General features: G+C 35.1%; 20 protein-coding genes. 9 read left to right on the forward strand and 11 right to left on the reverse strand.

Going from position 1 to position 19,990, the window contains the following annotated elements; genetic code table 11:
• Positions 1–48: 48 nt before the first annotated feature.
• Complete coding sequence (locus GIY83_RS05375) at positions 49–462, forward strand: response regulator (protein ID WP_208685434.1); 414 nt, start codon at positions 49–51, stop codon at positions 460–462.
• 708 nt (positions 463–1,170) lie between these two features.
• On the opposite strand, the gene GIY83_RS05380 is transcribed toward GIY83_RS05375, so the two are convergent.
• Entirely contained in the window at positions 1,171–2,145 is a 975-nt protein-coding gene (locus GIY83_RS05380; protein WP_229029223.1) for an alpha/beta fold hydrolase, read from the reverse strand.
• Positions 2,146–2,234: 89 nt separating this feature from the next.
• On the opposite strand from GIY83_RS05380, the gene GIY83_RS05385 reads away from it, so the two are divergent.
• Both GIY83_RS05385 and GIY83_RS05390 read left to right on the forward strand, forming a co-directional pair.
• On the forward strand, positions 2,235–3,095 hold the full coding sequence (locus tag GIY83_RS05385) for a LysR family transcriptional regulator (protein WP_208685436.1): 861 nt from the start codon (positions 2,235–2,237) through the stop codon (positions 3,093–3,095).
• Positions 3,096–3,385: 290 nt separating this feature from the next.
• On the forward strand, positions 3,386–3,763 hold the full coding sequence (locus GIY83_RS05390) for a hypothetical protein (RefSeq protein ID WP_208685437.1): 378 nt from the start codon (positions 3,386–3,388) through the stop codon (positions 3,761–3,763).
• Between the two features lie 631 nt (positions 3,764–4,394).
• Here the strand turns inward: GIY83_RS05390 and GIY83_RS05395 are convergent.
• Positions 4,395–7,580: a CheR family methyltransferase gene (locus GIY83_RS05395; RefSeq protein WP_208685438.1), complete on the reverse strand. Its 3,186-nt coding sequence runs from the start codon at positions 7,578–7,580 to the stop codon at positions 4,395–4,397.
• A gap of 400 nt (positions 7,581–7,980) precedes the next feature.
• On the opposite strand from GIY83_RS05395, the gene GIY83_RS05400 reads away from it, so the two are divergent.
• Entirely contained in the window at positions 7,981–8,256 is a 276-nt protein-coding gene (locus GIY83_RS05400; RefSeq protein ID WP_208685439.1) for a hypothetical protein, read from the forward strand.
• A 370-nt stretch (positions 8,257–8,626) separates the two neighbouring features.
• Here the strand turns inward: GIY83_RS05400 and GIY83_RS05405 are convergent, their stop codons facing one another.
• From GIY83_RS05405 to GIY83_RS24870, 3 genes are all read right to left on the reverse strand, one after another.
• On the reverse strand, positions 8,627–9,643 hold the full coding sequence (locus GIY83_RS05405; protein WP_208685440.1) for a chemotaxis protein CheB: 1,017 nt from the start codon (positions 9,641–9,643) through the stop codon (positions 8,627–8,629).
• Positions 9,644–9,879: 236 nt separating this feature from the next.
• Positions 9,880–10,107 carry a hypothetical protein gene (locus GIY83_RS05410; protein ID WP_208687270.1) on the reverse strand — a complete coding sequence of 76 codons (228 nt, stop codon included), beginning with the start codon at positions 10,105–10,107 and terminating at the stop codon, positions 9,880–9,882.
• Between the two features lie 22 nt (positions 10,108–10,129).
• Entirely contained in the window at positions 10,130–10,495 is a 366-nt protein-coding gene (locus GIY83_RS24870) for a DUF6624 domain-containing protein (protein WP_370514262.1), read from the reverse strand.
• 692 nt (positions 10,496–11,187) lie between these two features.
• On the opposite strand from GIY83_RS24870, the gene GIY83_RS05420 reads away from it, so the two are divergent.
• A complete protein-coding gene (locus GIY83_RS05420; RefSeq protein WP_208685441.1) occupies positions 11,188–11,934 on the forward strand; it encodes a YoaK family protein in 747 nt (248 codons plus the stop codon).
• A 43-nt stretch (positions 11,935–11,977) separates the two neighbouring features.
• Here the strand turns inward: GIY83_RS05420 and GIY83_RS05425 are convergent, their stop codons facing one another.
• Positions 11,978–12,583 carry a Crp/Fnr family transcriptional regulator gene (locus tag GIY83_RS05425; protein WP_229029225.1) on the reverse strand — a complete coding sequence of 202 codons (606 nt, stop codon included), beginning with the start codon at positions 12,581–12,583 and terminating at the stop codon, positions 11,978–11,980.
• Between the two features lie 262 nt (positions 12,584–12,845).
• On the opposite strand from GIY83_RS05425, the gene icd reads away from it, so the two are divergent.
• The 3 genes from icd to GIY83_RS05440 all read left to right on the forward strand — a co-directional run bounded on the left by icd (position 12,846) and on the right by GIY83_RS05440 (position 15,049).
• Positions 12,846–14,066, forward strand: coding sequence for an NADP-dependent isocitrate dehydrogenase (gene icd, locus GIY83_RS05430; protein ID WP_370514263.1), 1,221 nt, complete (start codon positions 12,846–12,848; stop codon positions 14,064–14,066).
• Positions 14,067–14,253: 187 nt separating this feature from the next.
• A complete protein-coding gene (locus GIY83_RS05435) occupies positions 14,254–14,529 on the forward strand; it encodes a DUF983 domain-containing protein (protein WP_229029308.1) in 276 nt (91 codons plus the stop codon).
• Between the two features lie 328 nt (positions 14,530–14,857).
• Positions 14,858–15,049, forward strand: coding sequence for a cold-shock protein (locus GIY83_RS05440; RefSeq protein ID WP_194617527.1), 192 nt, complete (start codon positions 14,858–14,860; stop codon positions 15,047–15,049).
• Positions 15,050–15,462: 413 nt separating this feature from the next.
• On the opposite strand, the gene GIY83_RS05445 is transcribed toward GIY83_RS05440, so the two are convergent.
• Positions 15,463–16,308, reverse strand: coding sequence for a GNAT family N-acetyltransferase (locus tag GIY83_RS05445; RefSeq protein ID WP_208685448.1), 846 nt, complete (start codon positions 16,306–16,308; stop codon positions 15,463–15,465).
• A gap of 191 nt (positions 16,309–16,499) precedes the next feature.
• Here GIY83_RS05445 and GIY83_RS05450 point away from each other — a divergent pair, with 191 nt between their 5' ends.
• Positions 16,500–16,847, forward strand: a complete 348-nt coding sequence (locus GIY83_RS05450) for a DDE-type integrase/transposase/recombinase (protein ID WP_208685450.1) — start codon at positions 16,500–16,502, stop codon at positions 16,845–16,847.
• A 258-nt stretch (positions 16,848–17,105) separates the two neighbouring features.
• On the opposite strand, the gene GIY83_RS05455 is transcribed toward GIY83_RS05450, so the two are convergent.
• From GIY83_RS05455 to GIY83_RS05470, 4 genes are read right to left on the reverse strand one after another with little or no spacing between them, the layout of a single operon-like run.
• On the reverse strand, positions 17,106–17,780 hold the full coding sequence (locus tag GIY83_RS05455) for a cryptochrome/photolyase family protein (RefSeq protein ID WP_229029226.1): 675 nt from the start codon (positions 17,778–17,780) through the stop codon (positions 17,106–17,108).
• A gap of 1 nt (position 17,781) precedes the next feature.
• On the reverse strand, positions 17,782–17,961 hold the full coding sequence (locus GIY83_RS05460; RefSeq protein ID WP_370514237.1) for a DUF2256 domain-containing protein: 180 nt from the start codon (positions 17,959–17,961) through the stop codon (positions 17,782–17,784).
• Positions 17,906–19,333 (reverse strand): cryptochrome/deoxyribodipyrimidine photo-lyase family protein, encoded by a 1,428-nt coding sequence (locus GIY83_RS05465; RefSeq protein WP_208685456.1) that lies wholly within the window; start codon positions 19,331–19,333, stop codon positions 17,906–17,908. The genes GIY83_RS05460 and GIY83_RS05465 overlap by 56 nt, the downstream gene beginning before the upstream one ends.
• Positions 19,330–19,980 (reverse strand): flavin reductase family protein, encoded by a 651-nt coding sequence (locus GIY83_RS05470; RefSeq protein ID WP_229029227.1) that lies wholly within the window; start codon positions 19,978–19,980, stop codon positions 19,330–19,332. Before GIY83_RS05470 ends, GIY83_RS05465 begins: the two co-directional genes overlap by 4 nt.
• Between the last annotated feature and the right edge of the window lie 10 nt (positions 19,981–19,990).

Consider the following 19,990-nt stretch of genomic DNA (forward strand, 5'->3'; position numbering starts at 1 on the left):
ATAACTGGCTTAGATTAGAACTTTTTTGCTGTAAAATTTAGTTTAGAGATGAAATACAAAAATATATTACTAGTCAACGATATTAACGATGATGCAGAGACTTTTGTATTAGTTGTCAGTGCAATTAATCATAAAATTAGATCATCAGTAGAAGGTAGTGCACTTGAAGCTCTAAAAAAGCTTCAGAATTCAAAATTATCACCCGACATAATTTTCTTGGACTATAATATGCTAGATCTTGATGGAACTGGATTTCTTAAATTACTTCGAGATATTGAAAGTCTAAAAAGAATTCCAATTGTACTTTATTCTCGAAATTCAGGACATATGCTACAGGAAGCGATTACCAAATTCAAGAAAGTGCAGTTTTTGAAGAAGAGTACCAACTTTAGAAAGCTTTTTAAGTCCCTACAAGAGATAATTATATCTGAAAAGTCTGGTAAAAAAAATATAATAATTTGAAGTAGTACTTTTAACTTTGCAAATTCTACTACTATTAAAGGTTTCGGGTGTTTTAGTTTATAACAAGATCATTCACTAATTATTTTCTGATAAGTGACCTTTATAAAATTTCCCGGTATCGAAAACGCGATTTGGATTAAAAAGGGTTGCTGGCAGGATCATTTGTATTTCTTGAAATCGAAATTCAAAGAGTAGCTATTTTGGATAATTGGGAATTTTTTTATTCCTGTCGCGAAAAATAAAGCTTTTTTTAGGAGCTCTTCCCGCTATACGTTGCACCCGGGTGCCCTCTATCATTAAGTCAAGCTTTTTTTGACCTTAATTTTTCTTTTAAAGTTGCAAAGCTCAGACACGATATTGTCATTTTGATTTCTATGATAAAACCAAATCTTTTTTTCGGGAGCTAATCCGCTATCGGTTCACCCGCGATAGCGAAGTGGCGAAGCAATCGGGGTATAGGTCAGGGCCATCACTATTTCTGTGAACCTGGCCAGTATCCGTTCCGGTATTATATTGGGTTGAAACTAAATTAAGCTCAATTTTTGGATTTTCCACCTAAGCGATACTTTCAATGCATAATATTACGATAATTTTTAATTTATTTATTTAAAATAACACACAGCCTTAATTCTTTGTAAAAAAAAGTATCAGGTCCAAAAAAAATAGCGGTCTTTTTATAGCCGCTATTTTAAAAATTGTATGTCTTAATCATTTAGGAAGTCTGGAAAGAAATAACAATATATCTGTGCCAATTTCTGTGCAATGTGTTTCAAGGGCAAAATGACCTGTTTTGTAAAATTTTACAGTTGCATTTGGATTATCACCTTTATAAGCTTCTGCTCCGGCAGGAAGAAAATAAGGGTCCTGACTGCCCCAAACAGCTAACAGCATGGGTTTTTTACCTCTAAAGTAAGCTTGGAATTGAGGATATAAAGCAACATTAGTTCGGTAATCTTTTAAAAGATCAAGCTGTATTTCGATGTTTCCTGGGCGATCCAGAAAATGCTGGTCTAATGTGTATGCTTCAGGTGCGATAAGAGCAGCATCCGAAGCACCTTCATGATACTGAAACCAAGTCGATTCTTTAGAAACAAAATCCTTAAGTGCGTCCCTGTTTGCCTGAGAAGGATCTTTCCAGTATTTCTGGATCGGATTCCAGCCTGTACTTAATCCTTCTTCATAGGCGTTACCATTTTGTGATATGATGCCGGTTATTTTTTCCGGATTAGCAAGAGCTAGCCTGTATCCGGTTGGTGCGCCATAATCGAAGACATAAATAGCAAAACGTTTTAAGCCAAGCTGGTCAATGAATCCCTGCATAGCGCTGGCAAGATTGTCAAAAGTATACTCAAACTTAAGATGATCCGGTGCATCTGAAAAACCAAAGCCCGGCAGGTCTGGAGCTATTACATGATAGTTTTTACTTAGCATAGGAATAAGATTTCTAAACATGTGAGACGATGTAGGATAACCGTGAAGCAATAATACAGTAGGTGCATCTTTTGCTCCGGCTTCACGATAGAATATCTTTAGTCCGTTGACCTCTATCTTGTTGTAATGTGTAGGCTGAATTTCAATGTTTCCTTTTGCAGTCAAACTGTTTTTTCCTTGTGCTTTTGCAGCTGTTTGTGATAGCATAATTATAACTAGAATTAGAGTTAATGATTTAATTGTATTTTTCATTTTTTCAATTGTTTATGACAAAATTACATTCTATATTTGATACCTGAAAACGATTTATAATGATCTGATCAATCACTAAAAGTGATACTATGAATAGTAATGATTTGAAAATATTTGAAGCGGCAGCAAAACTCGGAAGTTTTACAAAAGCCGCAGAAGCTACCTTTACGGTGCAATCTAATGTAACGGCGCGCATAAAAAATCTCGAAGATGAATTTGGAGCAGAACTGTTTAGAAGGGTATCGAGAAAAGTTGTTCTAACTGAGGCCGGAGAAACACTTTTACAATATGCTAAAAAAATAGGAAAATTATTAGATGATGCGAAAAGTGATATTCAGAGTGCAGAAAAAATAGGAGGGACAATACGTATAGGATGTATTGAGACTACTATGGCTCTTAAAGTGCCTGAAATTATTAAAGGTTTTGCTGAGCTTTATCCCAATGTAGAACTTGAATTTCATTCCTCAATGCTGCCCGCACTAATACAGGATGTACTGAGCTATAAACTCGATGCTGCTTTTGTTGCGGCGCCGATAAATATTCCGGGTTTACAGCAACTTGTTGTTCGTGATGAGCAGCTTGTAATAATTGCAGCAGGCGATGTCAATAAGCTTTCAGTACTATTAAAACAAGAACCTTTAAAGATAGTGGTTTTTGGGCAAGGTTGTTTTTTCAGGGCAAGACTTGAAACCTGGCTGGGTTCAAAAGGAATATTACGTTATAAAAGTACTGTGCTCAATTCAATAGAAGGTATCATTAATTTTGTTGAAGCTGGCCTTGGTATTAGTATACTGCCAGTAGAAGTGGTAAATCAGTATTACAGTAAAAGAAATGTAAAAACTTTTCCTATTGGTAAAGAACTCGCTACTATGACCACACTATTAATCTATAGAAATAATGAGATGCCCTCTAAGGCTCTAAATGTATTTTTAGATCAGTATCGCAATTAAACATTGAAATGTTTTCTTTCCTTGAAGCATAATAATTTAGAACCGTCATTTCATCCCAAAAATAACTGTTTACTTTGCCCGGAATTGACTGTTGGGTTTGCTCTGGAATACCCATCAGAATAAATATTTATTTCTTAAAATAATTTATTTTTTAGCTCCCAAGATTAATTATGAGAAAACATCTAGATAAAAAACTTAATATTTGGTAAGTGGTTGATTTTGTGTGTGTTTATGTGGTAAAAGTAGTTTTAAATGTTATACTTTTAACATAACTTTATTAATGGTAAATTATGGATCAGGATATTATATTAGATAAGTTAAAAAAAGCGAAGCAAGAACTTATTTTTAATCACGAAGAGCTGGAAAGATGTACTAACGATTTAAAAATCGCTAATGTAAATTTGAACATTAGAGAAACAGAAAAAGAGTTGAATATGGAAGAATTTAACAGTGGTTTAGAGCAGATGATGTTTGCAATTTCTCACAAGGTTAGAAAGTCCGTTGCCAATATTCTAGGTCTTTCAAAATTGTTGTGTGAAGATGTAAATCTTGGAAATAATGAGTTGAGAGAAATTTTACTTATGATTATTCAATCTGCCGAATCCCTGAATGCTTCGACAGAAGAATTATCGAAGTTTATTTGTTTAAAGAGGCGAACTGATTTATGAATGATGGGTTACTGATAAGAGTAGGGGAGTCACAAAAAAAATGGGAAAACTCTCAAATTAAAAACTCTTTTATTGAGAGCCTATAGGACTTGAAGCTGCACTTTAATTGTATCATAAAATATTTTCCAGTACAATTCTAAGTGATTTTAACCTAAAGGTGAATTATTTTTCAAATTGTCTGCATTTACAAAATAATGACATCTCATATGGCTAGAGAACTAAAATAAAATAAGGCGCACTTAAAGAAACATGAAATAAAATTGAAATGGGATTTATGGTTCGCATTCCAGAGATAAGCAAAGGGGACTGATGTCTTTTTTAAATTACCGTGGGTCTGCTTCTATATGACTTCATCTAATAACGGAGCCATGAATTTTTTTTTCATTACTACTAACTAAACAACTTTTGTTTGCTAGTTATTGCAAAAACATCCTGTAAAATTGTCGTTTAGTTACATTGTAATTTTTGTGGCCAACTTTGTTAGGGAATTGAAAAAAAAATGATCATTTACAATCCCATGCCATTAGCTGAGCTAATTTATAATTTTTAACAGGCCATTACATAACCAGTATAATTACAATTTTGATCAATGGCTAAAAATGAATTTATTATCCTTCAAATGATCCGATGTTCATTCTTCTATTAAAGTTTCCTGACTCATGTAAATGCTAAATTTTGTTCCTTTTTCAAGTTCGCTTTCAACAATAATATTTCCTCCTGCAGCATTAATAATTTTTTTTGCTAAGTAAAGACCAATTCCGCTGCCTTCAATATCCTGATGCAGCCTTCCATACATATCAAAAATTTTAATTAAGCCCCCATCGGGAATTCCCTTGCCATTATCTTGTACAGTCAAGACATTATAACTCCCTTCCTGGAAAGTGCTGATAGTTATCAGGGGTGATTTTTCACTACGAAATTTCACCGCATTTGCGATCAGGTTATAGAGTATGCTTCTCATGTTTTTTTTAGAATATACGATCTCGCTTATATGTAATTTGCGAATAATTTTTGCATCTGTGATGGCAATTTTATCTTTAAGGCCCCATTCTATATTGTCTATAATTTCATTCAGGTTTACTTTTTCTGTAACAATTATATCGCTTTCTACCTTTGCAATCACTGCAATATCCTTTATAAGGGAACGGAAAGTTTTAACAGAACTGTTGATAATCACTAAATAATCCGAGAGATCACTATCCTCTATTTTTAAATCATTGAGCATTTCTATACTGCTTTCAATATGTCCCAGGGGCGCCAATAGGTCATGAGATGCCGCATGAATGAAATGATCCAGATCATTATTAATACGGGTTAAGCTTTGATTTTTTTTATAAAGTTCAGACTGTGTAATTTTCAATTCAGTAATTTCGTTGAAAGTGATAATTGCACCATTATTTCGATTACTGGACTGTAGGTAAGGCATAATCATTATCTGATAGAATTTTCCATTGTTGGATTCAATTTCCTTGCTGATAACAACCCCTTTTTCCAGTACTAATTTTGTGTCTTCTAATATTGTCTCAAATTTAATATTTGTGGAAATATGGCTTATAGGCCTTCCGATATCAGAGTCAAGAAGGTTAATATGTTTTACAGCTCCAGGAGAAAATTTAAGTAACCTTAATTCGTTGTCAATAAATAACTGCCCATTGATATTGCTCCTGAAATAATTATTTAGATCATCATTGATTTCAAGAAGTTCCTTGTTTTTTAATTGGTAATCGGTATTTATGGTATGTAGTTCTTCATTAACGGACTGCATTTCCTCATTTGTACTTTGCATTTCCTCATTTGCAGATATTAACTCTTCGTTAAAAGACTGCATATTCTCATTTGAAGCATCCAATTTATCATAAGCAGCATTAAGTTTATTTTTTGTTTCTTTGAGCTCTTCTGCCAAAACGGTGGTATACTCGTTGTTATAAGCGATTTCTTCAAAGACAGGATACTTGTTTTTGGCATTACTCACCAGGGTATCATCACTAAAAACAATCATCAATCCCTTTTGTCGGCTATTGTCAATAATGATTGGCGTTATAGAAATACTTACCTCCATAACAGCATCATTGTGCTTTATTAATATTCCCTTTACATTTGTGCTGTGTTGATTTTTTAAAGTTTTTTTACTTAAAGTGCTGTATGCTAGAGCCAGTGGCCTGGGCAATAACTCTACCAGGTTGGTATTGAAGTTTTGTGGCAGCAGGTATTTTGAAGTATCTCCATAGGATTTTATTACTGTATTTTCACAATTCACGCATATTACCAAAGATCCCATTTGTTTTGTCAGTGCTGCTACGGCTGTTTCGCTCAATGAGTGATTTAAAGATGGAACAATATCTTCTTTTAAAGATAAGGAAGATCTGGTATCAGAAAGTTCGGGCAGTGCAAATGTGTCAAAACTAACTACGCGTTTGTGTTTAAGGTTTTTATAAATCCGCCATTTTTTATTGATGACTCCCAGGCTGCCCATTATTGTCAGGGGATTTTCACTTGATCCCAAAAATAAATAACCATTTGTCCTGAGACCGAACAGCAGCATTGCATATATTTTTTTCTGAAGAACAGGGGACATGTAAATGAGTATATTGCGGCAGCTTATAAAATGCATGTTGCAATAAGGTGGATTTTTGACCAGATCATGCTGTGCAAATATGAGCATTTTTCTAATTTCTGGTTTCACAACATAATTATTTGCCTTTAAATCAAAATACTTCTTTAGCCTCTCAGGGCTCACACCCTTTATCTTATCGGCGGGGTAAACTCCTTTTGCTGCATAAGTCAGAGCAGGACCATCAATATCAGTAGCAAAAATCTTTACGGTAGTCTCCTTTGATTTTTCTTCCAGAAGCTCCCTGAGCAAAATTGCAATAGAGTACGCCTCTTCACCTGTGGCACAACCAGCTATCCACAACTTGATTTCCTCATGGGGCTTTAGGTTTTCCAGCAATTGCGGCAAAACCTCATTTTGGATTACTTCAAAACCATCAGCGTCTCTAAAAAATGACGTGACACTGATCAGAAAATCCTTGGCCAACGCCTTGAGCTCTTGGGGATTGTTTTTTAAAAAAATCAGGTATTTTTCAAGATCGTAAATGTTTAGTGAAGCAGCTCTTCTTTTTGACCGGCGAAGTATAGTTGTCAGCTTATAATCCGAAAAATCAAACGGCAGTTTCTCCCGGATATAGGAAAGAATTTCAATGATGGCGTTTTGGTCAGATTTGTCGCCATCTAAAATTTCTTCACTGTGCTTGACATAAGATGCTATGGCTTGTGGCATGAATTCAGGCTCCAGAATGAAATCAACCATATCTGTTGCTATCGCATTTGTAGGCATGCTGGTAAATTCAGTAAATTCAGGATTTCGGGCAATTACCATTCCCCCAGCTTCTTTAATTGATTTAATCCCTTCGCTGCCGTCTGAGCCCATACCCGAGAGTATGATTCCAATGGCCCTTTTACCCTTGTCCTGTGCAAGTGAATTAAAAAAAGCATTAATTGTCAAGTGCGGGCCAAGAAGCTTATTTTTATCGCTTAGATAGAGCCGATTGTTTTTGATGGTCATGAATTTATCGTTGGGAATAAGATAAACGACATTGGTGCATAGGGCTATACCCTGTATAGCTTCCTTAACAGCGAGCTGACTGTGTCTTGACAATAATTCGACCATACCGCTTTTGAAATCGGATGACAAATGCTGAACAATCACATAGGCAACACCGTCAAGTGAGGTATGTTCAAAAAAAGTATTTATTTCTTCCATGCCGCCCGCCGACGCACCAATTGCAATTACGTATTTAGGTTCTTCTTGATTCATAACTATAAATTGAGTGCTATTGTTTTTTATTAGGAATTAATCATAGTACTATGAATTAATGGCTCGGTTGGCTATCGGTTGCATTAATTTAATGACAGCAACAAAGATCTTTTTATCTGTCTGACTGTAAATATATCATTATAATTTATGCAAAATCAGAAAGTGAACCTTTAATAGTTAAAAACTTACCTTTGACTAAATGTTTTATGGTTAAGTAATTCATTGTTAGTGTTTTATTTGATTGTTTGGTAGAATAAGAATAAACTTATGAAAATTATGATTGAATCTATCGATAAAAGAATATATTTGACTGATTAAAAGCATATTGCGAGCTTTTTTATAAGATAAAGTATCTAAAAGGTAAGACTTGCACCCAGGCTTAAACTCCCTTCTGATTATCATGAAAAATCTAATGCTTCTTTTAAGTAAAGGAAAAGCAATTAGTACCTTTTTAAAAGATAAGCTACCTATTTCTACCTCTGTTTTTTTATTTGTTTTTCTTTTGAATTTTTTCTCTGCAATGACCATACGGGAAAGAAAGAATTATGAATGCAGTAATCTTGCTTTGTCATCTGTAACGTTTGGTACGGGTGGAAACTACACTACTTTAAAGGCAGCTTTTGATGCCATAAATTCGGGTGCTGTTACAGGTGTTGACCATTGCAATGATAAGTAGCACTAGTGAAACTGCTAGGGCTTACTTAAATGTAAGCGGTACAGGTTTGGCAAACTATAGTTCAGTTTTAATCTATGCCACCGCCAGCGGGTATTCGGTCAGTGGTACTATTGAGAATCCTTTAGTAAACTGAATTGACTATAGATGGGCGTGTAAATGCCACAGTCACTGCAACTGACTTTGTCTTTACCAATATCCAGTAGAGGTGTAGCTATGTCTACATTGGGGTTTATTAACTCTGCAGAAAATAATACTGTAAGATAACATACTCTGAAATCATCGGGATTAATGGCTTCAATAGGTATTGTCTAGTTTCTATCTTCTGTATCAGGAAACAGAATTGACAATAATTGGCACAGACACATTGCTCCTATACAGGAGAATCACTCTCACTTGATTTATCATCAGCTAATAAAATAGCCCTTATCCTGTCGATATGAACCTGTGACATTTTTGCCCTTTCGTTGGCAGAATTTGCCATTGCGCCTTTTTGACCGTTGGCAATAGTGGTGAGAAGATTTTTTCTTTCTTCAAACATTCTAAGAGCGGTCCACATGGTCTCTTCAATTTTTTCTGTTTGTTCTGCGAGTAAAGTAATAGCAGTATAGGCATGACCGGTATGACAACGATATCTCAGACTGGAGCCTTTATCTATTTTCCATAAAACACCTCCACAGCCTGGGCAGTTAAAAGGAACCTGTTCTCCCAGAGAATTAACCGAAGGCAGATCGCTTAATACACGCTGGGCAATTTTAACTTCCTTTAGAATGTCTTCTGGAATTACCGACTGTTTGCCGGTTTTTCTTGTCATAAGAGTTGAAAGCACTCCGCCCATCTCTGCGATGGGTATACAATAATCCGGCTTGATTTGATTTAGTGCATTTTTGGGCATATCAGGATAATCCGCATCTGCAGGATCCTGTATTATGGTGATGCCTTTGCACCTTTGAATGGTGATTAGACCCGCTGTACCATCATCAAGATAACCTGTTAGAAGGATCCCAATTGTCCTGTTTCCAAAAGATGCTGCTGCTGATCTGAACAAAGGATCGATCGCAGGGCGGGAACGATTTTCCTGAGCACCTTTGGTTACTAAAAGCGTACCATCTTTTTCAATCATAAGGTGATGATCAGAAGGGGCAAGATAAAGGTGACCAGACTCAATCTTATTTCCCTGCTTGGCGTGGATGCATTTGAGTTTGCCAATTTTATTAAGTGAATTTAGCAGTGCATCTCCAGTTGCATCTGCCGAGATGTGTTGAACAATTAAAAGGGGAGCAGGGAAATCTTTTGGAAGCTGTTCCACCAACTTTATCAAGGCTTTCATTCCGCCTGCTGATGTACCCACTACAACAATATGATTATTTTGGTCTGGAATTGCTTTCATCTCATAAATATAAGCAAGATATAAGTAAAAAAGCGTTGCATTTATAGAAATATTAAAAATACTTTCAAAGGATTAGCAAATGATGTTCCAATACTTTTTATTAGCAGCACTATAGAAATAGATTTAAAAGAGATAATTGGTCATGAAGGATATAGCCAAACCTGTCCAAACTCAAAAAGGTATTCTACTATAAGCCACTTATGGTAAGTCGGGTAATAATTTGTTTAATAAGTCTTTCAGATAGTAGTATTGTGCCTAAGATAAGTAGGATTTGGATTTTCATTTGATAAAAAAGAAGAAGCTAAATTAGTATTTATGGTCATTTCACGATTTTTAAACTCTGGAAGATAACCTCCTTTTGACGCGTCAACCCCGCTGAAGGCAAAAACCATTTTAGTGGCTATTTTATTTTTTCCATCCAACACTTTTTTTCCATTCTTCCATTTCTTGCTTGCGTCTTTCAAAGTCAGGGGGTGGTTTTTGCTTTTAGTCCTGTACTCGTTTACGGATAATATTTGTTTGCTGCTCAAGGGTGTTAAGTCCAATGGATTTTCTTCTCTGGTTTACTTTGATTATGTTGTCAAACTTATTTGGGCTTAGAATCCCATTTTCATTCCAGTCAAATTGAGTTCCGTAAAGTTGTGGTTTGTCTTCAAGAACTGCTATTCGGTCAAGCAAATAAGCCAAATTTTTCGCGTCTGCCTTGTTTTGATTAACGGCAATTTCCAATTCTTTAGCGCACTTTTTCATAAATTCAGGCTGTCCGATTGAGCCCTGTATTATCAACCAGGTCGCTTGGTTTGCTTCTTTAACAACTTTCTCTATTGTCGGATAGCCAGCAGCGTCAATTATTTCGTTTAATGTTTTAGCATTTCAGTTATGCAATTGCTTCATTTCTTGGTTATAACCTTCGCTTAGCTGTCCGTTTTCAATGAGTTGATCTCTCAATGCTAAATCCGCGTTTCTTAGGTCTATTATTTTTTTTGCAATCCTTTTGTAGTCCATTTTTAAATGTCATTATTTCCTTTGCGAGGTGTTGTTGTAAAAAAAGTCATTAACCTAAATATTTACCAGCTACTTTATATTGTATATTAAAATACAAAATTAAGCTAGGCAAAGATTATAATTAGTTTCATTTTACAGATTTATTTTCAGGTATATAAAAAAACACTTGCCATGGATGATATAAAACGGAAAGTTCAAAGGAACTGGATACTAGCAAACAAACTCGATTATAATTAAATAAAAGTTTAATTTCTAAGAATATATTTAAAATTATACGTATTTTGGATCAGGATAATACTATATCAATTTTTTTGAAATCCCATTTAAAACCACTGCTGAATTACAAGAGTTTATTGCAGCATTTAGCAATAAAGAAAATCTACCAGATACGATTACTTTTTTAGCTAATAATTAAGATCAATAGATCGTTTATCTGTTATACCATTTTTTTGCTGAGAGTTTATATATTACTTAGTTTAAGTGGAATTTTATCGTTCAGAATTAATTATAATTTAAGGATTATAAAATACTAAAATACAATGTTCAAACATCAGGGAAACAAAAGAAATCTAAGACATAATCTTAAAATTGCCTCTTTATTATCCTTTGTGGCAGGACTGGTAAATGTAGCGGGTTTTTTGGCAGTTCAAAAATTAACGACCAATGTTACAGGACACTTTGCTTTTTTTGTAGATGAGATTTTTAAGCTTAATTTCAAGCAGGGATTTATTTACTTTTTATATATCTTCTTTTTTTTCCTGGGATCTTTTTTTTCAAGTTTAATCGTTGAGTTTCTCTTGCGAAAAAATGAAAAATACAGTTATGTAATTCCAACAGCAATTGAAAGCATAATTTTGTTCGGGATTGCTGTCTTTGCAGAGCAGTTAATTGTAAAGAGTCCTGACTTTATAGCCTATATATTATTATTTTCAATGGGTTTACAGAATTCTTTGGTCACAAAAATATCTAATGCTACTGTAAGAACAACACACCTGACAGGGCTTTTTACAGATCTTGGAATCGAATTATCCCAACTGTTTTTTTATCATGAAGATTCTTTTAGAAAAAAACTGTTTGTCTCGATAAAATTACGAATGACCATTATCAGTTTTTTCTTTATAGGTGGAATTACCGGTGGAATTTTTTATTCTAATATGGGATTGCATGTTTTATTTATAGCAGTTATGGCTTTGCTTTTAGGACTCTTATATGACAGGATCATGTTCAATGCCTTTTTATTGCAAAGGAAATACAGAAGACGTATAGTGCAGTTTAAAAGCAAATAGCTTTAGGATACAGCAGCAGGTTTAATGCTACTTGATTAAAAAATTAGTTTATTTTTACTTGCAATAATTCCTCTAGTTGCTTTTTGTCTTTGATGTAAATATTCCTTTTATCTATTTCGATACAGCCTAGTTCCTTGAATTGTTTGAGGCTTCTGCCCAGGCTTTCCTGTGATGTTCCGATAAGGTTCGCCAGGTCATCACGTGTAAGGTCGATGCCTTTTAGGGTTGGAGAGTTTCGGTTGAACCTGTTTTCCAATAACAGTAAAAACAGTGCCAGGCGTGCATTCTGATTCTTTTGTGCCAGTACAGCAATGATGTTGGCCAGAACACCAAATTCGTGAGCGATATTTTTAATGAGTTTTTGCTGCAGGGCCGGAATTTCCCTGAGCAGTCTGAGGAAATCTTCCTTAGCTATAAAGTTTACTTTTAGATCTTCCAGGGCCTCGCACGAGTCCTGGTATCTTTCCTGTCCAAGCAGGGCATGATAACCCAGTACATCATGTGGCGTATAAATGTAAAATATTTGCTCCTCACCGCTAAAACCGCGTTTGAATTTTTTGGCTTTACCCTGTTTTATCTCATAGATACCCGTTGGGATACCACCTTCATAAAAAAGCATGCTGCCTTTTTTTATCATAAGGGATTCCATAGCGTTTTTAACGGTGTGATTTTCTGACTCTGTTAGGTCTTCAAAGAGCAAGTTACTCTGGAAATCAAATTGGGAAAAGAAATCTTTCATAAAACAAATATAACTTTTATTAATTAAATACATAACAAATGTTATATATTTGTAAAACTATCTGATTCTGTTTCACTATAAAACAGAATCAGATAGTAAAGGTTAAATAACGAAAATAAAGTTGAATCAAGGAAAGTCTGCGTGGAACTTTTTTTCAAAAATTTACAATATGATGAACGAAAATAAAATAAGTATTCAAAACGGAAGGCTCATTGTGCCTTCCCATCCTATAATTCCTTTTATTGAAGGAGACGGCATAGGGGCGGATATTTGGAAAGCGTCCAGGTTGGTTTTTGATGCTGCGGTTAAAAAGGCATACGGCACAAGTAGAAAGATCCAATGGAAGGAAATATATGCTGGTGAGAAGGCTTTTGAAAAGACAGGAAACTGGCTTCCGGATCAGACAGTTAGGGATATTGAGGAATTTTTAGTTGCCATTAAAGGGCCGCTAACCACTCCGGTTGGTGGCGGGATGCGATCACTGAATGTTGCCCTGAGACAAAAACTGGATTTATATGCGTGCGTCAGACCCGTAAAGTGGTTCAAAGGAGTTCCTTCTCCGGTGAAAGCGCCCGAGAATGTAGATATGATTATTTATAGGGAAAATACAGAAGATATATATGCCGGTATTGAATGGATGGCAGGAACACCGGAACTGGAAAAGGTGAAGGACTTTCTTATTGAGGAGATGGGGGTTAAAAACATTCGATTTCCTAATTCGGTATCCATTGGAATAAAACCCGTATCCAAAGAAGGAAGCCAGCGCCTTATCAGAGCGGCTCTCAAGCATGCCATTGACTTCAGGAAAGATTCTGTGACCCTAGTGCATAAAGGAAACATCATGAAATTTACCGAAGGGCAATTTAAAGAATGGGGCTATCAGCTGGCCAGAGAGGAGTTTGGAGCCAAAGAGTATGAGGGAGGTCCGTGGCTTATTATGGAAAAATATGGACATAAGGTGATTATAAAAGATGTAATAGCAGATGCGTTTTTACAGCAGATCATATTAAGGCCTGAGCAGTATGATGTCATTGCTACGCTGAATCTTAACGGGGATTATATTTCAGATGCCCTGGCGGCTATAGTGGGAGGAATTGGGATAGCGCCCGGAGCCAACATAAATTACGCCACAGGGGTTTCTATTTTTGAAGCTACACACGGAACGGCGCCTAAGTATAAAGATCTTGACAAGGTAAATCCGTCTTCTGAAATCCTTTCAGGGGTGATGATGCTTGAGTATATGGGCTGGCAGGATGCGGCTGATCTTATAATAAAAGGACTAAAAGGGGCAATCGGTAATAAAATCGTTACGTATGATTTTGAGCGATTGATGCAAGGGGCAACTCTGGTGAAATGTTCTGAATTCGGCCAGGCAGTTGTCGATAATATGTAGTATGTTTCATTAGCTGCTTAATCCAGGGGGTCCCTATGGGGCTGTCTGGATTATATTATAATAATTTACCTTACCCATGAGAGAAACAACAAAATTATACAACATTTTTGCCTTAAAATGTCCGCGGTGTTATAAGGGGAATTTATTTACAAGGCCGGGACTTTTTGTTTTTAAATCCATTTTAAAAATGCCCGAGAAATGTGTGCACTGTAATCAGGATTTCCGCATTGAACCCGGATTTTATTCCGCTGCGCTATGGATTAGTTATCCTATAGTCTTAATCCTTTTTGTGCCAATGATTTTTGTCGGGTTTCTTTTGAAAGAGACTTACTGCCTTTCTTTGGAACTGATGGTGGGAATTTTTATTATTATTTGTTTTGGACTTCAGATCCCAATAATGCGTATTTCCAGGGCTCTTTTACTTCATTTTACCATCCATTATATAGGAAGGGGAAATAAATAATATGGCAGGGTGAAGTGCAGTTTAAAAAAGGCTGTTATATGGGCTATATGTTAAAAAAAACTTGACCAATGATAAGTTAGTCTTATACTATTTCAAACTATTTTTTATTTTTTTGACAGAGTAAAAAGAATTTAAGGTGTTGGTATTTAAGTAAGTAATAATTAAGTTGCATTTATCGGTAAAGAAAATTTAGAAGATACCATTACGCTTTGCAGAAAGCATCCTGCAAAAGGCTTCGAACAAGTTTTACTTTCTAAATAAAAAAAACTCAATTTCAGTAAGTTATCATTTTTTTTTAAGCTACATTTGCGACATTAAATATATTAAAATGCAAGAAGGTACAGTAAAATTTTTCAATGAAGAAAAAGGATTCGGATTCATAACTCCTAAAAATGGAGGAGCCGAGGTTTTTGTTCATGCTTCAGGTCTATCAGAAAACATTCGTGAAAACGATGAAGTACGTTATGACGTTGAAGAAGGCCGTAAAGGTCCAAATGCAGTAAACGTAGTCGTAGCATAATTAAACTATAACGGTTAACTTATAAAGGCACTTCACATTGAGGTGCCTTTTTTGTTTTATGTATTTGGTGTAATATTGTTTTTTATGGATATTATATTAATTATTTTTCAGGAGCTCTTCCCCCTATACACTGCAATCTTTGAGCTGAATCCCGCTACAAAGCATTTCGCTCCTATCAGGGCTGAGGGCTGATAAGAAGCCTTATTTTATTTTTGAGAAATAAAAATTAAAAAGTTTTATAATAATAAAAGGTGCCAATTGGCGTCTTTTGGCTATGGTGCCCCTAAAAAATACATTTCAAATTATTTTATGGAGGACTTGAAGAGATTGTCTTACTATTAAGTATGGTCTGTCTTTTAAAGGCACTAGAAATTTAGTTTGGATATCCTGAAGCGATCATTAAGCGCTAGTTTTTACTTCAAAGGAAATTCCATTTCATATTGTTTAATGAAAATATCAATTCCTATGATTTTCATGAAATTTAGTGTTTCTTTTGAAGTATTTTCAATATTTGTAGCAGAAACATCCTTTCCATAATTTTTTGCGATGTGTTCTAAAAGTTGCCGACCAGCTCCTTTTCCTCTGTAATTTTTGTCAACTGAAAGTTGGTGAACTCTTTTTAGTTTAGGATTAAAAATCGTGTATCCTAACAATTTTTCATTATCATATATTCCCAGAGAAATGTTGAAGTTTTTCAGTTTTTCAAGAGCTGTAATCGAATTTTGCCACGATGGTTTTAAGTCCCAAAAGGTTTGAAGTTTTTGCCAGTTATACTCTTCCAATTTGCGAATTTCAAAATCATTTTTTCTATTGGTTATATTGATTGCTCCTTTATAACAATTCAATTCTCGGATAATTTTGAACCCAATGTTCTTATAAGTTTTTATTGCACGCTCATTTGTGGTTATTACTTCAAGCAACAACTTGTCAATATCATTTGCCTGCAAAATGGGTAAAACATATTCGTACATTTTTGTGGTTAATTTATTTCCCCTTTTTGTTGGAATTACACCTGTTCCTGCATTATAAGCAATTTTCAATTGGTCAACACGGTCATAGCCGTGAAGTATGAAGGCAATTAATTGATTATCCTGGAAAGCGCCTACGGAGAATTCAAGGGTAATACTGTCGCTTTTTATTTTATCTTCGAGTTGTTCTTTTGTCAAGCAAAATGGCACTATGTAGTCTGAAAATGATAAATTGAAAACTTCTAAAAGTTTTTCGATAGGAATGTTTTCTAATGTTTGTATAGTAGTCATAAAATTACTGCTAACATGTGTTCATGTAAAAATCAAAATTGGCTAATTTTTCGAACCTATTTTTGGTAAATATACTCGATTTAAGGGGATTGAAAAAGTGCTTGGATTAAAACTTAGTGTTATATGGATTGGTAAGGGTTCTGTCGCATTTGGGAGTAATTTTATCTTTATAATTTTAAACCCATCTAAAAATGAATATCAAAGATCATTGCTATTCAAAGTCTGTTATTTTCCGGGCATTATATTTTAAGCTTAGGTTTACTTTAAGTTATCGAGATGTTGAGGAAATAATGAAGATAAGGGGCGTGATTGTGGATCATGACACGATTCAGCACTGGGTTTATAAATTTATACCTTTCATTGAATCAAAGATCAAGAAGAGAAAGTTCAAAGTGGGGGCAAGCTGGAGATTGGATGAAACCTATATCGAAGTAAAAGATATTAGGTGTTATTTATATCGAGCAGTAGATAAATTAGGCAATACAGTAGACTTTCTTTTGACCAGAAAAAGATACAGAATGAGCGCTCGGTTTTTCTAATTAAGCAATTAGTGATAACTACAAACCACAAGAAATAAATATTAATGAAAGCAGTTCTAATACAGCAGCGATCAAAGTCTATGACAAGCGTTCGCTGTCAAAGATTAAAATCCGGCAGTGTAAATATCTCAGCAATATTGTAGAATAGGACCATGGTTTTATAAAGTGGAGGATTTTAAATGGTTTAGGTTTTAAAAATTTTGAATGGTCCAAACCAACATTAAGTGGGATTGAAGTTGTGCCTATGCTGAGAAAGAATCAGATGGTTAGACCAGGGATAACTATGTTTAAATCATTCTGTAAAATGGCATCTAATATATGGGAAACATCATTATTAAAGACTAAAGGCGGAGCGGGTTTATGATTTTTAGGCAGTTTCTTTCTATTCTCCTGATCATAATTCCATTGACCTGTTATTGGGTTGTCTCCTGACATTAGTACATGATGTTTCTTTCGCAAGGCACGATAAAAACTTTCCATCAAAAAAGTTTTTTTATCTTCAAAGAATTTTCCGAGTTCATTACGGGGACTGAAAAAATGCTCGGTATCGTAAACTTTGGAAGCAATAGCAAGCTGAGATGTAAATTTTTGTAATACTGTATCTACGCGATACTCATCGGGCAGCAGGTATTCGAATCTTGTGTAATGATCTCTCTCTATGATAAAGGATAAATTGGTCTCAAAAGACTGTAAATTGTCTTTGTCGTTTATTTCCAGATAAATACAATGGTGTTTTTTGGATCTTAGAAAATTGGAAAACTGGCGCATTGCCGCAAAGAATGCCGTTATTTTTTGTATGTGGTGTATGGCATAGTCGGTTTCTGTGCGTATTTCCATCATCACATAGGTTATTGAATTGTCTATCGTTTCAAACCAGGAATGATTGCCATTTAACTGATCTCCAAGAATGAGTCTTAAAGTTTTGGTTTCCATATTATTTACTGCTACTGCATTTATCACTGCAATATTTCACTTCGTCCCAAACCTTTTCCCATTTTTTTCTCCATACAAATGGTCTCTGGCAGACAATGCAGATTTTAGTGGGCAGATTTTGTTTTTTAACTCCTCGCATTTTCTTGTTTATTTCTAAAACCCCAAACAATATCACTGGCATATTTCCGAGTTTCTTCTATGTCAACTATAGGCTCTGGATAATCTTTACCTATTTCGCATTTGTAAAATTGCTGCTCAATAAGATTTAATTTCCATGGTTCATGAATTAATTGTGATGGAATCTCTGCAAGTTCGGGAAGCCATTTTTTTATAAAAACACCTTCTGAATCGTGCTGCTGTGAGTTTTTTATGGGATTATAAATTCTAATGGTATTGCCTGTTGTTGTACCGGCCTGCATCTGAATTTGCGGATAATGAATCCCAGGTTCGTAATCTAAAAACTGTCTTGCAAGAAAATGGAGTTCCCTCCAGTCCTGCCACAAATTGAATGTGAAAAATGAAACTACCATCGCACGCATTCTAAAGTTGATATATCCCGTTTGAACTAAACATCTCATGCAGGCATCAACAATAGGAACTCCGGTTTTTCCTTCCTGCCAGGCTTTTATGTACCTTTCGTTTTTAGGTTTTACCAAGGCATCGTAATCCTTATTTATATTTTTAAATTCAATTTGGCAGTCACTTTCAAATTTTTGCATAAAGTGGCAATGCCAGTGTAGTCTTGAAACAAAATTAAGCATGGCTCTTTTGTTGGGTGATGTTTCATAAAACTCATTGGTATATTGATACACCATTCGCATACTGATGTTTCCGTAAGTTAAATAGGGAGATAGACGGCTACAGCCTTTTCTGCTTAAACTGGGCTTGGAAATGTGCCGGCTGTAATTTACGTGTCTATCTTTTGCAAAACTTTTCAAATATCGCCACGCCCAATATTCGCCACCCTGTTGGAAGTTTTCATTTCGGCTGACAATTTCACTGCAAAGCGTACTTCCTTTTAGCTTTAGATAGAAATCAGGATCTAAATTTTCAAATTTAAAAGCTTTCAGGTCAATCATTTTCGGAGTTGCTCGCATTGTTTGCTCCCAGCGCTTATCCCAATCTTGTTTTGATCGCAACTTTCTAATTACCCCATGGAGCTGGAACTGTTTCCAAAGAATGTTATGATCATCAAAAAAATACTGCATGGCAATATCCCTGTCAAAAGTAACCTTATTGCCAATTTCCTGATGCGAAAACACATTTTGAATATCATACAGCCTGTATAGGTGCTCAAAAACAATCTGGACTTCGTTATGAAAATAATAAATCTGCGTGTCAATTGACTTTAATTTAGACTGCATTTCCTGTAAGGATTCATAAACAAACCGCCAATGACGCGCATCAGAATCATCACAAGCCATTACTGAGGGTTCAAAAAAATAAACCAAAACAACAGGAACATTTTGCTGTTGCGCCATAAAAAGAGGGTCGTGATCTGCAAAACGAAGATCACGTTTGAACCAGATAATATTTATCCTTTTTTTGCTCAACTTTTAAGTAATGATGTAATTTCCTTATCAGGCTTTGCATAGCTTAACCGGTCTAATTGCAGGGTTTTATGATAGCTGTCCAAACCCGAACACGTAAGAGTACCTGCTTTTTCCAAATTGACAAAACCATCATCAGACAAGCAGTCTTTAGGAATAAAAATCTGGACTATTTCCCCTATAATCATAGTGGTATTATTGATTGAAATATCTATTTTTTCTTTAAATTCAATGCCTAACTGTATATTGCTTTGAAGCACAAAAGGAGCTTGAAAGTTATTTTTATATTCCGCACTGAGTCCTGTAGCGTCAAATTCTGAGATATCTTTGTTGTATCTCGCTGATGTCTGATGTGCCTTCTTGTAGATCTGCTCGTTGATATGATTAATGGTATAGAATCCTGTATCTATAATATTTCTCATAGTATCACGCTCTGGCGGACTTGGGCGAAAAATCATGCCTATTAATGGCGGATTAGCTCCAATATGAAAAAAAGAATTAAAAATGGATAAATTGGTCTTTCCCTGCCCATTAGAAGTTCCAACCAAAGCCACACTTTTAAAACCGCCTAAACTGTTTATTAAATGCACGGCAGTCTGCTTCTCCATTTTTTCCAGATCACTGGTTTTAAAATTTATTTTGTTTTCCACTATCTTGAAG

The organism is Flavobacterium sp. SLB02 (assembly GCF_009664855.1).
Classification (GTDB): Bacteria; Bacteroidota; Bacteroidia; order Flavobacteriales; family Flavobacteriaceae; genus Flavobacterium.

Coding starts and splice junctions, on each gene's coding strand:
- GIY83_RS05450 (WP_208685450.1), top strand. CDS start 16,500: ATGAATATCAAAGATCATTGCTATTCAAAGTCTGTTATTTTCCGGGCA.
- GIY83_RS05455 (WP_229029226.1), bottom strand. CDS start 17,780: ATGGAAACCAAAACTTTAAGACTCATTCTTGGAGATCAGTTAAATGGC.
- icd (WP_370514263.1), top strand. CDS start 12,846: ATGAACGAAAATAAAATAAGTATTCAAAACGGAAGGCTCATTGTGCCT.
- GIY83_RS05380 (WP_229029223.1), bottom strand. CDS start 2,145: ATGAAAAATACAATTAAATCATTAACTCTAATTCTAGTTATAATTATG.
- GIY83_RS05390 (WP_208685437.1), top strand. CDS start 3,386: ATGGATCAGGATATTATATTAGATAAGTTAAAAAAAGCGAAGCAAGAA.
- GIY83_RS05375 (WP_208685434.1), top strand. CDS start 49: ATGAAATACAAAAATATATTACTAGTCAACGATATTAACGATGATGCA.
- GIY83_RS05445 (WP_208685448.1), bottom strand. CDS start 16,308: ATGACTACTATACAAACATTAGAAAACATTCCTATCGAAAAACTTTTA.
- GIY83_RS05385 (WP_208685436.1), top strand. CDS start 2,235: ATGAATAGTAATGATTTGAAAATATTTGAAGCGGCAGCAAAACTCGGA.
- GIY83_RS05400 (WP_208685439.1), top strand. CDS start 7,981: ATGAAAAATCTAATGCTTCTTTTAAGTAAAGGAAAAGCAATTAGTACC.
- GIY83_RS05420 (WP_208685441.1), top strand. CDS start 11,188: ATGTTCAAACATCAGGGAAACAAAAGAAATCTAAGACATAATCTTAAA.
- GIY83_RS05440 (WP_194617527.1), top strand. CDS start 14,858: ATGCAAGAAGGTACAGTAAAATTTTTCAATGAAGAAAAAGGATTCGGA.
- GIY83_RS05405 (WP_208685440.1), bottom strand. CDS start 9,643: ATGAAAGCAATTCCAGACCAAAATAATCATATTGTTGTAGTGGGTACA.
- GIY83_RS05425 (WP_229029225.1), bottom strand. CDS start 12,583: ATGGAATCCCTTATGATAAAAAAAGGCAGCATGCTTTTTTATGAAGGT.
- GIY83_RS05395 (WP_208685438.1), bottom strand. CDS start 7,580: ATGAATCAAGAAGAACCTAAATACGTAATTGCAATTGGTGCGTCGGCG.
- GIY83_RS05435 (WP_229029308.1), top strand. CDS start 14,254: ATGCCCGAGAAATGTGTGCACTGTAATCAGGATTTCCGCATTGAACCC.
- GIY83_RS05460 (WP_370514237.1), bottom strand. CDS start 17,961: ATGCCAGTGATATTGTTTGGGGTTTTAGAAATAAACAAGAAAATGCGA.